The organism is Oxalicibacterium faecigallinarum, assembly GCF_014635705.1.
Taxonomy (GTDB): domain Bacteria; phylum Pseudomonadota; class Gammaproteobacteria; order Burkholderiales; family Burkholderiaceae_D; genus Oxalicibacterium; species Oxalicibacterium faecigallinarum.
This window is the reverse complement of the sequence record NZ_BMDI01000001.1, coordinates 1,042,469-1,056,465: the sequence shown is the minus strand read 5'-3', so window position 1 is coordinate 1,056,465 and position 13,997 is coordinate 1,042,469. Positions and strand designations below refer to the sequence as shown.

Annotated in this window: 10 protein-coding genes; 8 read left to right on the top strand and 2 right to left on the bottom strand. The window is 47.9% G+C overall.

What is annotated here, in order from left to right; translation table 11 throughout:
- Positions 1–5 precede the first annotated feature (5 nt).
- The gene (locus tag IEV29_RS05105) at positions 6–2,702 is read right to left on the bottom strand and encodes a TnsB C-terminal domain-containing protein (protein ID WP_188380156.1); all 2,697 of its coding nucleotides are present in this window, start codon (positions 2,700–2,702) and stop codon (positions 6–8) included.
- Between the two features lie 1,119 nt (positions 2,703–3,821).
- Between IEV29_RS05105 and IEV29_RS05100 the strand changes: the two genes are divergently transcribed.
- The 6 genes from IEV29_RS05100 to IEV29_RS05075 all read left to right on the top strand — a co-directional run bounded on the left by IEV29_RS05100 (position 3,822) and on the right by IEV29_RS05075 (position 10,749).
- Positions 3,822–4,904, top strand: coding sequence for an SAVED domain-containing protein (locus IEV29_RS05100; protein ID WP_188380155.1), 1,083 nt, complete (start codon positions 3,822–3,824; stop codon positions 4,902–4,904).
- A 250-nt stretch (positions 4,905–5,154) separates the two neighbouring features.
- Positions 5,155–6,477 (top strand): nucleotidyltransferase domain-containing protein, encoded by a 1,323-nt coding sequence (locus IEV29_RS05095; RefSeq protein WP_188380154.1) that lies wholly within the window; start codon positions 5,155–5,157, stop codon positions 6,475–6,477.
- Between the two features lie 103 nt (positions 6,478–6,580).
- On the top strand, positions 6,581–8,173 hold the full coding sequence (locus IEV29_RS05090) for a ThiF family adenylyltransferase (RefSeq protein ID WP_188380153.1): 1,593 nt from the start codon (positions 6,581–6,583) through the stop codon (positions 8,171–8,173).
- 26 nt (positions 8,174–8,199) lie between these two features.
- Positions 8,200–8,676, top strand: a complete 477-nt coding sequence (locus IEV29_RS05085; RefSeq protein ID WP_373868091.1) for a Mov34/MPN/PAD-1 family protein — start codon at positions 8,200–8,202, stop codon at positions 8,674–8,676.
- A 29-nt stretch (positions 8,677–8,705) separates the two neighbouring features.
- A complete protein-coding gene (locus IEV29_RS05080; protein WP_188380152.1) occupies positions 8,706–9,257 on the top strand; it encodes a 3'-5' exonuclease in 552 nt (183 codons plus the stop codon).
- Between the two features lie 535 nt (positions 9,258–9,792).
- Positions 9,793–10,749: a hypothetical protein gene (locus tag IEV29_RS05075; protein ID WP_188380151.1), complete on the top strand. Its 957-nt coding sequence runs from the start codon at positions 9,793–9,795 to the stop codon at positions 10,747–10,749.
- On the opposite strand, the gene IEV29_RS05070 is transcribed toward IEV29_RS05075, so the two are convergent.
- The gene (locus tag IEV29_RS05070) at positions 10,725–11,222 is read right to left on the bottom strand and encodes a hypothetical protein (RefSeq protein ID WP_188380150.1); all 498 of its coding nucleotides are present in this window, start codon (positions 11,220–11,222) and stop codon (positions 10,725–10,727) included. The two genes, IEV29_RS05075 and IEV29_RS05070, sit on opposite strands and share 25 nt — an antisense overlap.
- Before the next feature lie 328 nt (positions 11,223–11,550).
- On the opposite strand from IEV29_RS05070, the gene IEV29_RS05065 reads away from it, so the two are divergent.
- Positions 11,551–12,564 (top strand): hypothetical protein, encoded by a 1,014-nt coding sequence (locus IEV29_RS05065; protein WP_188380149.1) that lies wholly within the window; start codon positions 11,551–11,553, stop codon positions 12,562–12,564.
- Positions 12,565–12,767: 203 nt separating this feature from the next.
- Positions 12,768–13,838 carry a site-specific integrase gene (locus tag IEV29_RS05060; RefSeq protein WP_188380148.1) on the top strand — a complete coding sequence of 357 codons (1,071 nt, stop codon included), beginning with the start codon at positions 12,768–12,770 and terminating at the stop codon, positions 13,836–13,838.
- Positions 13,839–13,997 lie beyond the last annotated feature (159 nt).

The window sequence follows — 13,997 nt, the reverse complement described above, 5'->3', positions numbered from 1 at the left end:
TGTTTTTAGAATTCTTCAAATTTAGGTAAGGGTTCTGGCTCTGTTGTCGCGGACGATATGGCTGTAAAGCTTGGCTCGATAGTGCTGATGTCCGAAGCAATGACGTGTGCTGATGTGTCGTCTTCCAGAAAAGTCTTCATAGGCTGAGTAACAGGGTTGATGCTGCTCAGCTTTAGCTGGTTGTAAAGCGACTTGTTTTCTTGTTGACGCTCCATAGCGATTTGCATAGCCCCTTCAGGTTTAAAGACCTGCATGAATTCACGAAGTCGCTGCATAGCCTTCTCGTCGTCGTGATGCTCTTTGCTGTGTTTGCGGTATTCCTCGGTAAGGGCTTTCCGTTCTGTCTCAGTTAATTGACCCAGTTGCACCATGGCTCGGCATCGGGCGTGAACCCATTGGTTTTTTAAGCGCACGTATGCCGATGAGGCATCCCACGGGTCATACCTCACTTGTAAGTTTTGACCTGATACACGGTGGTCTCTGAATTCAGCATTCCAATAAAACATGTCGTTGACTTTGATGCCATGCTGCCGGTGCACTTTGCGAACACCACCACGGTCAGCAGAAGGGCAAGTCGCAATCAGGAAGTCTTGGTTAAAAAGTATCTGACGTTGCGGACGTGCACCGCTGTCCCTAATGCCTTTGGCATGCAATTCAATTGGGCTACAGTCCAAAGCGGGATGACGTTGCTGGTTGTAGTAGTCGAACGCCCAGGCTTGCAGTCCGCAATACATCGATTCCAATGTCCATTCCGCAAATTTTTCCGGAAGGTGCGAACCAGAAAGTGACCTGACGTTTTTGGTCCCTTTAGTATTGCCGGCGAGGTTGTGTACATATTCGGAGTGCGCACGTCCGAACATCCGCTCAAGCACTGCGCCATGACGGGGCTGGCCAGCAGGACGAAATCGTAGATGTACCCCCATTACCTGTAAAAATGATTCAAATGCTTCGGACATGAAATCGCGACCGTTATCCACTACAACGAATTCAGGTAGTCGCTCATGGCGATTCACAAGGTCCCGCATGACCATCATTACTGACCGGTATGAAGGTGGGTCGTAAGTTAGATAGAGCGCAACGATGCGCCTTGTAAATGAATCGACGGCCAGGGAGAGCCACGGCCGCCCGAGCGGTTTGTCGGAGCGACTTGAAATCAACTCGATATCGAGTTGTGTGTGGTCGACGTGTATGTATTGAAAGGGACGACTGCCATGCATTGGTGTGTCGTAGTGTAGAAAGTTAGTCCATTCGCTGTTCTGGTAGGCCATGCGTTTTCCATGGCGAGTTCGCACGTCACTTTCGCTCTGCAGCGTCTTGATGTAGTTAATCAATGTCGGATATGACGGTGCTTGAATGCCAATGGCATCGCATGCAACCTGTAGTTCCCTGTGACAGTTCTTGTAGTTTTTTGCCTCTGTAGTGCGCCATTTGGTTTCATAAATTTTATGCATCATGTCGACCTGTTCGGCACTTAATCGCTCACTTCGATTGCCCCTTGCTGTGGTACGAGGGACAAGTGCTAAGACGTCGTTGGCACCGTTCGCGGTTGCTGCACGTTGACGTGCAAGCCAGCGACGCATGGTGCGTTCGCTGACATGCTTCTGCTCAGCATCATTTAAGATGGCTTGTCTGTGTAGGGCAGAATTGAGTGCTTCTTGGGAGTGACGTACCAAATCCAGACCAGCATGTGTTGCTGGGTTCTGCATGATGATTTGGCCTGATTCAAAAGCATGGGTTAGCCAAGTGCGGGTGAGGCTAAGTGTTGCTCCATCTGCTTTGCGGCAGACGACGTCTTTCTCACCGACCAGCGAAATAACCATTTGCTGTGTTTCATAGAGAAAACGGACTCCTTCAGCGATTTCGAAAACAAACCGCTCCTGTGCAATCGCCACGTTTGCTTGTTGTTCGGCCCGTACGAAGTCGCGCAAGGTTGTATCGCGATAAAGTCGAGAGCGGCGCGGTTCTGACAGCAGCTCATGGTCCAAGTCAGCAACGGCCACGTTATCGGCGATTGCCTTGAGCAAGGTATCCGCGCTGAACTTAAATGGTTGGGCCATCAGCTCTGCAATATGCAAGCAACCTTGCTGAGCCAGTACTGCGTTGAGCCGGACGAGTTCTTCCTGCTCACATGGGGGAGCTGCGGGATGAAAGTAATCCGCCAGATGCAATAGATTGTCTACGCGACGTCGAGGTAGGTCCAAGTCACTGAAAATGCGATAGCCAATGCCAAGCTCGGCTAATTGCTTTTCGATTTGAGGCGAATACCATCTGCCGTCGCTCCCCTTTTTGAAGCGGTAAGGGTATTTTTCTGCAAGACGTTCAAGCTTACTTTCAGATTTCCACTCTTCCAGCGTGAAACCATCTTGGCGTATGACGAGGAAATCAGGGAAGTGAGTAATTCGGCGAATTTCGCCCGTTGCAGGGTCAATGAGGTCCAGCTTCAATTCAGTTGGCTGCGCGTAGTACTCGAGCACTTGCGCGTCATATTCTCGCTCGACAGCGGCGGCAAATTCGATGTGACGACTTTCGGTGCGGATTTCGCATCCCATTTTTTGACTTGCCATCAGCGTAATGACGTTGCCACCGCGCGATTTGACGTCGCGTACGGGAGCATGCGACCGTGCTTTCATAATCAGCTCGCGGCCTTGTCGTGGCGTTCCAAGGCGGTCGAACATATCGACAAGTTGTGTTTTATCTAGCATCAGCATCCCCAGTGGAGTGGTTCCTGCTGATATATAGAAACGTAGTCGACGCTGTAAAAAATTTTAGGAGCTGCCGACTGATTTTAGATTTTAAGACACGGTGGTGTCGAATTTGAAAGGTATGGTGCGACCATAGCAATCGGATTCTAGGTTCGAGGGCGAACCACATTGCAGGGAGTCGTTGGTAGATGAAAGGACGCCGAGCAAAGCCGGTGTAAAAGAACTGCTGAGTGGAATTAAAGAGTGGGGAATTTAAGAAATGCCAGCGCGGCTTAATCGAAAGAGGGATAGTCGATGAATTGCTGCAGCGTTTTTCCTGGCGCGCTGCCAAGTAATGGAAGTATCGGCTTTGAACTTGAGCGTAGTTAGCTGAAAACGACAAAGCTAACTTAAAGACACCGCTACTGTATCTGCCTGATATTTCTTTAAATAATGCAGCCTGTTTAGGGCAGCTTATAAAGCGCTTATCCATCGATTCTCCATTGCGAACCCTCTCACAAATAGCGAATCGACTTGCTGATGGTGTCAGCAAAGCGGTAAAACTAGCTAGTTTTCTAGTGTTTGGTCATAGACCTGAAAAGTAGATTATCTATTTTTCTCCAATTCTGCAATCAGGAAAAAGATTACCCGAATATTCAGACGTCCCTCGCCAACCTAAATAACAGCTATTGACGGCTTTCCTTGATGCTCATCGGTTTTCTTCGATGCTCCTCGAACTGGTAGGTCATCTCTTAATAGCTTGATTTCGCGCGATTTTGTAGTCGCTTTAACTTGCTAATAGCATTAATTAGCAGTCGGTTTGCTAATTAATCAATTAGAGGGGGGCGAAAGCAGGCATTTATACAAGTCCCGCGAACCTGGCAAGAATCAACGCAAATGGACTGCAGCATTTACATGCGAATAGGCGGCAATCCTGCGAACACTCACGCGTCAGAAATGCACGTTCTTCAAGTCGTAGCTTCATAGCCAATTACAATCCTTACGTTATTCCATATAGGGTATTTCATCCTAATATTGCTTTGTTGATACTTTTTTGTTGGCAATGTTGTCTAGCTAAATTACACTGTATATAGTGTTTTAAAAAAAATAATATCTACATTTAGTGTCTTTGGGGATGATATGTGGGCTGATTGGTTCAAGCGAAATGCGACAAAAGTAATCGATTTTCTGACGCGACAACGTAATCTCGGACTCAAACTTTGCGCACTGAGTGCTTCTTTGCTTTTGTTTGGTGCAGGTGGAGTGTTCTTCGAAATCGAGTATGAAGGGAATCGCTTCAAGTGGGGATTAACGGATGAGCCAAATCTCTTGCTTGCAACTGTGGTCATCGTTTTGGGCGCAGTTGGTTTTATTATCGGGCTCATTATTGTTACGAGAGTTCATGGACAAGAGCATAAATTAAGTGAAATTGGCAGGGTCATTGTGGTAGAGCTTCGCGGTCTTGTGGATACGTCAGACCGGCCCTTGATTTCAGCCATTCCAGCTAAATTCGTAGGCCAGCGTATTGACTTGGTGAAAGACGTTAGAAAATTCTTGACTGGTGACAGTGCCCATTTGGGAGCTGCTTTAATTGAGCTTGATTACCTTAGAAGGGATTTGCAGGTTGCCCGGGGCGACGTTTCACGAGAGCACGTAACAGTAATTGTCGGCGGAGTGTTGCAAGTGCCTCTTTTATTCCATGTCGGCACTTTGATAGACGATGAGGGGAATGTCGTACTGTTTGATTGGAACAGAACGGAAGGCCGATGGAATGAGTTAATGGTGGAAGAGAATAAAGAAGCTTTTGTTCTCGAAGAAGACGAGTTCAATCTGGCTAATGAAGTGGTACTAGCTGTCTCCGCTTCTTATTTGGTAGATATAGATGGTATTAAACGGACATTTGCTGATAAACCGCTCGTTCACTTGCGGTTGCAGAATCCTTTGCCTAACACCATATGGGGTGTGCAATGGCAAAACGCACTGACGCAGCAATTTTTGCAGACTGTAGCGAGATTAGGTAATAAGCGAGTATCAATTATTCATCTGGTGCTTGCGGCACCGGCTAGTCTGGCTATTCGGTTTGGTAGAGCTTATGACCTTCGCAATATGCCGCTGTTGCGATGCTACCAATACGAGAAAGAGTCCAATCCTTCATATCCTTGGAGTATTCAGATGGCTACCGCGAGTAAGCCAGCCCAACGCGTCGCAACTCAAGACTTTTAAAAGGGCTAAGCCAATGTCTATTCCAGCAGGAATTACGAACAGTCTAAACCTTGTTGTTATGAGTCCATCAGGCGATGGTATTCAGCATTGGAAAAGTGATGCGGTTTGGTTATCGTTCCGAATATGTTCTGTATGACCGACCAAATTGGCAGCAACCTTTCAGAGAAGCTTTCACTATCAACGGCTTGAGTGTCGTTCCCCCCGCTGGTTCGAAACAAGTGCCTATTGAGATTTAATAAAGGAAACAACTGTGGCAAAGACACGTAAAGCAATGTTGGTAGAGGAAGCTATTCAACGCCGCGGTGGTCTAGCCGTTATGGCTAAATCATTCGGTCCCGTTTTTGATGGTGTTGGCACAGCTGCACTTGAAGACCTTCATGAGTCTGTAAAGCAAGCGAGAATCAAACATGACCGCGAGCCATATACGCACGCGCTGAGTGCAGTCAATGACCACATCACAGTCAAAAAGGAGTTGATTGATGAGGCTGCGGCCGAATATGAAAACATCGCCAACCGACTGGTTTCGAAACTGAACTGGCCACGTGGTGCAATCACTGTCTTTCCGCAAGGCTCTGCAAGCACCAAAACGCTTATTAGTACACTTCGAAACGGTAAGTTCGACATTGATGCGGTTTGCGAAGTAGACATTACAAAGATTCAGGCAAAAGACCCAATGGCTTTCTTTGCCGCGGTTGGTACAGCGCTTGAAGGACTGGAAGCTACGGCAAAGCGGCGGTGCTGGACCATCACTTATCCAGACAAACGCTTTTATCTGGAATTTACTCCGTCAGTTCCTTTGGAAACGGTGCCGCTTACGGAGCGTCAACGGCGCGGTCTGAAGCAAGCTGAACCGGAGTTTCTGGCCACTGCCTTAGCCGTGGTCGACACGCCCTCCAAAAACTGGAAGACATCGAACCCCAAGGGTATCCAAGACTGGGTTGAGCGTGCTTCAAACAGGACGATTGTCTGGTCGCTTGCCACAGAGGCTTTGGACAGTATTCGTGCGAGCGTAGAACCAGTTGGTACCCAAAGTGTGGAAGTCGAAGAAACTCTTCGAGTGGCAATTCGCCTCTTCAAGCGTCATCGTGATATGTGCGTATATCGCGGACTTCTTGACTCCGAGACGCAGCCTATCTCCATTATCTTAGTGACGCTGCTCACCACGTGTTACGAGGGTCTGGCAGATTTGATGGCCGACGGCTCCCGCAAACCATTTGTCCATGTGGTGGATGCGCTTATTGCGATTGCAGACCTTTTGCCTGAGATGATTCCGAAGAATCCAGATTATGGCTACTACTTGCCTAATCCAACTGTCATTGATGAAAACTTCGCTGAACGTTGGAACACGGACGACGGCGAACGCGCTGAAGCATTCCGTACGTGGTGTGGATTATTGCGTGCGGACCTGCAAGCTATCGCGGCATTGAACGACCCGAAACAGATTATGCATAAGACCTTGGAAGTATTTGGTTGCCCATTCTCGGGTGGCTCCAATGGCGGCAGCGGAGGCTCAGGCCCACGCATCATTGATTCCCCACCGAAGCCTGCTCCACGTACACCGGGACTTGCATAGCGCACACTGCATGACCTTTGACCTTGCACCATTGTCCGCTACTCTAACGAGGTATCTGGTTGAACCAGCTACTCGCGGAGGGAGCGGGGCAACTGTGTACCGGATGAAGCTTGAACAGCTTCAGCACGGCCGGGAGATATCGTTCGCAGAAGTGATACTGCCGAAAGGCTTTCCAGAGCAGGGAATCGCACGCATCCAGTTACCGTCAGACGCAGAACTGCGCATTCCTCATGTGGAGCGTGGCGGTCTGCTTTGTCTAGATGGTGACCCGGGGCCTGGACGTGGTCTTGATGCCACCGAGCGTATCGAAGCACTCGTAAAAGCATTCTTCGACAAATTTTTTGATCCTTGGCGAGATGGCCAACTCGATTACGATTTTGGGAAGGAGCCCCAGAACTATTGGACGGTGAACGTTTTAAGAAAGAGGACGAACAGCGACACGGCTATTCGTGTTCTTACCGTAGACGATGCCCCGCCGAAACCTCAAGTTCGCGGAGGGTTGCTTCTGCAACCTTCAAAGTTCATCATTGCTGGTGATGCAGATAATCCTTTTGTACAACGCATAGTTGAGTCCCTTGGGCACCGGTCGACGCAATGTATCCGGGTCATCATCGCTGACATTCCAATTTCAAAGTCCTTTGTGCCATCTACCTGGCCGAAAGATGTCGACTCCTTACTTCGCGTAGTCCGTGCCAGATTGAAGCTGTCCGACCAACGGCGCTTCTTCGAGCAGAAAATTCGTTCACGACGTACGCGTGAGCATCGGATTGTCTTGTTTCGAAATCAAGAAGGTGGATTCGCGTATGTGCTTCCCGGCGGCCCTCCTGTTGTCCATCAAGAGGGCATTCGCAAGCGTGCACGACAACCGCACACCGGCATTCAGCCACTACTGGTAGACCGTGTTGACCCTGCTTGGACCGTGGGACGCGACCAAATTCCACAGGTCACAACTAGACAGGAGAAAAACATAGTTGTGTTTGGTGCCGGTGCACTCGGTAGTCCTGTAGTAGAACAGCTAGCAAAAGCGGGCATTGGCAGAATTACAGTCGTCGATTCGGATGCTATGGAATCGGCGAACGTGGGGCGTCATCTGCTTGGCGTACCACACATCAACTATGGAAAAGCGTCATCTATCGCAAAGGAAGTTGGACTGCGCTTTCCGTCTTGTGCAATCACACATCACGCTGGTACGGCTGAGAATTGGTTGCGGTCTAACACGCTGGCAAACTACGACACTACCTTGGATTTGACAGGAGAGCCCGAGGTTCGATGGCAATTGAACGAGGCTCGGAAGCAGCATCCTTGCCAACTGGTTGTCGGTTGGATGGAGCCTTTCGTGGCTGGAGCGCACGTCTGCATGTTGACTCCGCAAACGTTGTGGTTTCCAGGAGCCAGCATCCATGACCGGCTTAATGAGCTTGAAGCAATCAATTGGCCAGCAGAAGTAATTAAAAAGGTTCCCGGATGCAGCAGCCGATTTCAGGCATACACTGCAGCGAACGCTGCTTATGCAGTTGCCTTGATATCAGAGAACGCGCTTCGCTTGATAGATGAAGAGCTTGAAACCTCTCAGATGCTGAGTTGGGTTCGTGGACGACAATTCTTAGATAAACAGTGGTCCAATCTGACATATCGGGAATGGGCAGAACAAGCGTCACCGCATGTTGGCGTCACGATAGAACGGAGTTTCGTGTGAAGTGTCGGACGTTCTTCTCACCTGATATGACTATGTACGTGTTGTTCACCGAGAGTGCACTTTGCTATATGTACACTCATGCTCAAAGGAGATGGATGCAAAAGGAAGCGGGCGGTGAACTATACTCGTCGACACCTCATTCCTTGCGTATTGTTGTTGATGCTGTAGCAGGCCCCCATCAGGAAGACTATCGAACACGGCACTCGTACAATCCGAATTTAAAGTCGACAGACAACGCACGTCTTGAGATGTACGCAAGGGGAAGACATGCAATTGGCTTATGGCACACCCATCCTGAAAGAAGCCCTCGACCATCTGGACAAGACAAGAAAACGACGGAAGAGTATCTACGAGCATTTGGTAACGACCGCGACCGGTACTTAAGCATCATCATCGGCAATCGTGGTGATTTGCTAGAGATTGCTGTCTGGTCTGCAGAAAAAAATGGAGACTGGCTTTCTTGGAATGAATTCCACGGCCAAGTGCAGGACCAGATTCCGTAACATCACAGTAGAGTAAGTTGGAGAGTCGAATGGGTGATGTAAGAGAAGTCTTCGTATCGGTGGACATCGAGACAGCTGGCCCAGTGCCAGGTGAATACAGCATGCTTTCTTTCGGCGCCTGCCTAGTCGATGAGCCAGAAACCACGTTCGGTCTCACCGTAAAGCCGTTAAATCGGAACGCTGACCCAGAAGCGATGGCGGTAATCGGGTTCACGTTCGAAGACTTAGAGAAGACTGGCACAGCACCTCAACAAGCGATGGCAGAGTTCGCTCAATGGGTTAAGGCGGTTTGCGGCGAAAAAGGAGTTCCTGTCTTTGTCGGCCTCAATGCGCCATTTGACTGGTCCTTCATCAACTACTATTTCCACCTCTTTCACGGAAGCAATCCATTCGGATTCACTGCGTTAGACATCAAGGCGTATTACATGGGGGCGACGGGCTCCTCATGGCGTGACACACGTTCCAGCGCGATGTCCAAGCGGTTGAGTCCGAATCTCAAGGGCACGCATGATGCAGTCCAGGATGCCGTGTACCAAGCAGAACTGTTCCGCCTTACCCGAGAGCTTGGCTTTAAAAAATGAAGTTAATCGTTGTTGTTTGCGCAGATTGCATCTACCAAACGATTTGATTCGGCATGCATTTCATCCCTCGCCTTTTCTACGGGTACCTTCATTCTTGCAATATCTGTCTCTATACCAAGGTCCACACGTAACCTTCCGGCAATCTCCATCTGAAGGTCACTAACCGGCTTCAGGTTGTCCAGAGTGTAGTCGACGAACTTAAGACATATGTATCTGCTGAGTCGGCAATCATGAGTGAGGAAAACCCTGCTTATGCTTCTTTCAAACGAATGTTTGAAGGTCACCGCACGGTTAGCTATTTGATGATGCAGCGAGACGGCTGAGGGAGGAACTGTGGAATAAAAGGCAGGGCAACTTAATATATACGCTTACGCCAACGAAGACATTGACCACCTCAACAGCGTCAGTAGAGTCAGGTGCTTAGCCGAAAGTTATGACCAAATCATGCAAAAAATTAATATAAAAGTTTCCGCATGGAAAATTTATGGGCGGCAGATTATTATGTCGTTATCGACATAACTATGGCGCGTATAAGATGAGTGAGTTGGCGAAGAATGAATTTGGAGAAAAGTGGGCTGCTATTGAAGTTAAAGATGCTTTTTTGCAGCACGGAACGAGATTTGAATCGTTTTATTGTGCATTTTGTGATATTCCCGTTTCCCCGGTTGCCTGTTATGGCGACGAATTTGTTAAAGCCCCACATTTTGCTAAATTAAAAAGCGACCACGCAGACCTTTGCCCGTACGGAAAGGCTGGGCTTGTTGCTTATGGAATCAACCGAAAATCAACTAGCGCTACCTACAAATTTGAAGTGGACTTGCCGGAGAGGTTGGTTCCGATTCGGGCCGCGCGAGCAGGAACAACGCCAAAGGCAATAAAGCCTTCTCCTAACTACCCTTCCGATGATGAAATCAAGACCAGAGTAAAAGATTCAGCGGGTAATCTTGAAATAGCCAACCAGTACACCACTTCCTTGCTCCGCACTTTGGCTGCGGCGCGGCGGACTGCGCTTTCACAACTTTATAAATTGCCTGAAGCAAAAAAGCTCGCTGATGATGCCAAAGCGTTGAACAATTTCGTTTTTGGAGAGCTGGCAAAAGCACCGTTGAAACTTTACGAGGAAAAAACAAATTATAAAAACGCATTTCATGGAATTGGGAAAAAGCCTTGGAATGGGAGGTTTATATATTTTGGAGATGCCAAAGCCTCACAATCCCCAACTGGTTTCACGTTGACTGCCGAAAATGGCCCGCCAAACGAACCTCCGTTAACAATACGAATGCCCGTTTCGGTTCACGTCAAGTGTGACATCTCTCATCCCGTGAACCTCATGGAAAGGAAAACAAATGAGTGCTTGTTGGAATGTATTGCAACCGATGCGAAGGTGTACTGGTTTGCCTACGGAGCTCTCGTCTTAAATGAAGCGCGAGATGGATATGAACTTCGGGTTGAACTACCTGAACACATCTACGTTTCAACCAAAAAACCTTGAACGCACAATTCGTCTCGCACGGCTACTAATATCTGCTTGGGATACCAGACCTGCAAATGATTCAGGCTCCTGAATGGCATACATACTGATTGAATGAAATCATTGCTGTCTTCAGCACTATGTAAAAATGCCCTCGTCACCCCACGAGATTTGTAATATTGCGCCAACTTTTTAAGGTGGGAAAGCGATGTGGTGGGTTTAACTCGAGGTTTATGTTCGTCGATTCCGGCGGCCTCTTCGAGGAGTAGTTCACCGTCAACCTGCAAAAATTTCCAAGAGCATAGATTAACCGTTGCTACACAGTGCACGTCATCAATCACGCAGGATAGTTCATACATCAGTGCGATACGTCTTGACTGACCAGGAAGAAAATCAGGCGTGATGGAAAGTAGGGACAACGCGTCTTCTAGGGTAAAAGGGAAGTTTTCAGGTGTCAGAAGCACCGATTGAAAATCGTTCTCGATGGTATGCATGCGAATATTTCGGTAGTTTGTTGCACGTATAGTCACCGGTCGCGAATACATCATCCAAGCCTCGTGGAATCAGCTGATTATATTCCTGCGTTGATACCAGATGCAAAAAATGGTTAGCAAGCTCTAGATGCTTCGTGTAATTCTAAAAGCATTGATTCGGTAATAGATTCTGAAATAGAATCGTAGGGCGTAGTCGACGCACGCTGCCCACCCAGGCCCACTTGGTTCGCCGAGAAGACAGTAGTACCAATCACCGCATTTACCTCTAACGTTGCGGAATGCAGCAGTGGGCACTGTTTGAATTCCGCTTCAACGTTTGGAGCGTATCTTGAAGCACATCTCTACAACCGCAACTGCGGTTCAAAAACTCAACCGTAGTGCGAAGAACCTGCGCAAAGAAACACGTACGTCACTAGCTATTGCATTAGATTCAGTAGCTAAATCAGCTGGCTATGACAACTGGAAGCATGTCACGGTCTGTCTTGAGCAAACAAGGTCCAAGCCGATTGAAAAGGCGCTACCTAAAGCATTAGCTGAGTTCTTGCAAAAGCAAAGGCAACAAACACCTCCCGCTAAAGAGTCAATAGCAGCAATGTTATCTGGAATGGTGTTCGCATTAGATATCAAGGATACGGAGCGTACCGTTATTCCTTCAGACATCCTCGAAAACGAGTCTATCTGGTTGCTGACGGCTGCTGATATTTGGAAAACTGTTTTTAGTGCTGATGATGAGCTTGCTAAAGAAGATGCGAATCAAAGTAACGCGGAACAAGAGTTGATTAGCAGAGCTTTTGATGTGCTCGTGAACTTCAAGTTCTTTGTTTACGTTGCTGACTCAATTCCAGCAACCGTGGAAGAAGCATACATACGGATTTTTAAAGATTTTCCACATCCTCCAACCTATATTTGGCTTCAAGGAAAATTCATAAACATGGAAGATGCGCATGAAATCCGACTTGATGGAGAGGTTCTGTACTCGTCTGATGGCGAGGGTATTGTTAGCTATCAATCGCCTGGGTACCAAGACGGAGGAACGAGTCCCACTGGGTGGGAAGCTCCTGCTGCAGGAATGCAGCCGTTTATTCCTCGTCTTGATATATCAAAGATTGAATCAGGTTTCTATGAATACGTCGTGCATTACGGCGGTCAAGAAATGTGTCGCGAAGTTGGGTGTCGCTCAATTAGCGAAGCGATTATCGAGGTTTCAGACATCACCGGGATAGATGGATATGAAATCGGGTACGAAGGAATCACTGTAGGTACTTACCCAATAGGGATAATAAAAAATTCGGCCGAAAAAATCGCCAGAGAGGCAAGAGCAACGGTAGCCTCATTTAAATAGTAGAAGCTCTGCATCTCTTCTGAGGCTTTCTTGTACTTGGAAGAGATGCAGGTCATAGGAATGCTAATTTCTTCATCTCAGCCTTTTAAGACTATCTCCTAGCCCGTCTATCCTGTAATCACTAGCGTTTCAACCGCCCAAGGTCACGGCAATCAAAAGATTGCAACGTGAGTCGCGCAATTCAAAGTGATAAAGGAAAAGACATGGCATCCATCGATAGTCGTTATCCCGGAAAATTCCGTGTACGTATCTCGCTTCCTGACCTACCTCGTTTAACTAAGACTTTCTCATCGAGGAAAGAAGCTGAAGACTGGGCTTCATACCAAGAAAATCTCATCATAAAAATTCAAAAGGCGATTGAGAGAAAGCTACGCCTAGCTGAGTTGGCAAAATGCGCACCGGCTGTTACTACAAGCGCCGATTTCAAGGTTCCGTACTTAACTGACCTGGCTTACGAAACGCCCACCTTGCATGAAGCACTCGGTCGATACCTATCAGAGGTGACGCCTCATAAAAAAGGCGCGGTAAGTGAGCGCAGTTACATCCGGCGTTGGCAAAGACATCCGCTAGCGGCTTTTCCTCTTCTAGCAATACGTGGACATCATCTGGCACTTCATAGGGATAACCGGCTGCGTGACGGCATTAGCGGAAGCACACTCCAAAAGGAATTTGCACTTATCTCCCACGTATTTAAAGTCGCCCGAACGGATTGGGGATATGAGGATTTGGTCAGCCCGACAAGCATGTTTCGAAAACCTAAGATTGCAAGAGGCCGCGACCGTAGATTTCGCGGCGACGAAGAGTCTCGTCTTCTCTCCTACTGCGAAAGTGTGGGCGATGCACGTTTGAAAAACATCATCATCCTTGCTACGGAAACAGCCATGCGTCGCGGTGAAATAATGAGATTGACTCATGGCGATGTGGACATCAACGCAAGAATTGTATATTTGCGTGACACCAAAAATGGTGAGCCGCGCGAGGTGCCGCTCTCTACGCGTGCGGTTGCGGCTCTTGAATCCATACCACGGACATCAAAGACAAAAATTGTCGATAGAAATGCAGATGTGGTGACGACAGATTTTAAGGCCGCATGCAAAGCTTGCGGCATTGAGAATTTTCGATTTCACGATTTAAGGCATGAGGCCACGACACGACTATTCGAAAAAGGCTTTAAGGAAATGGAGGTCGCGGCAATTACCGGCCATAAAACTCTGAATATGCTCAAGCGATATACGCATCTGAAAGTAGCTGACTTTTTAGCACGCTTGGGTTGATGAAGTTTGCAACGAATATTTATATCGTTCTATTAAATGATTTCGTCACTATTTGTATCCGGTCAGCATAACAATGGTTTTGTTGTCGAATTGAAGTATTTCTAAACACGGCATCCCATATTTATAGGATGTCGAAAGTCCAACTGTTCGGGCTTAATA

Coding starts and splice junctions, on each gene's coding strand:
- IEV29_RS05085 (WP_373868091.1), top strand. CDS start 8,200: ATGACTATGTACGTGTTGTTCACCGAGAGTGCACTTTGCTATATGTAC.
- IEV29_RS05070 (WP_188380150.1), bottom strand. CDS start 11,222: ATGCATACCATCGAGAACGATTTTCAATCGGTGCTTCTGACACCTGAA.
- IEV29_RS05075 (WP_188380151.1), top strand. CDS start 9,793: ATGAGTGAGTTGGCGAAGAATGAATTTGGAGAAAAGTGGGCTGCTATT.
- IEV29_RS05090 (WP_188380153.1), top strand. CDS start 6,581: ATGAAGCTTGAACAGCTTCAGCACGGCCGGGAGATATCGTTCGCAGAA.
- IEV29_RS05060 (WP_188380148.1), top strand. CDS start 12,768: ATGGCATCCATCGATAGTCGTTATCCCGGAAAATTCCGTGTACGTATC.
- IEV29_RS05100 (WP_188380155.1), top strand. CDS start 3,822: ATGTGGGCTGATTGGTTCAAGCGAAATGCGACAAAAGTAATCGATTTT.
- IEV29_RS05105 (WP_188380156.1), bottom strand. CDS start 2,702: ATGCTAGATAAAACACAACTTGTCGATATGTTCGACCGCCTTGGAACG.
- IEV29_RS05080 (WP_188380152.1), top strand. CDS start 8,706: ATGGGTGATGTAAGAGAAGTCTTCGTATCGGTGGACATCGAGACAGCT.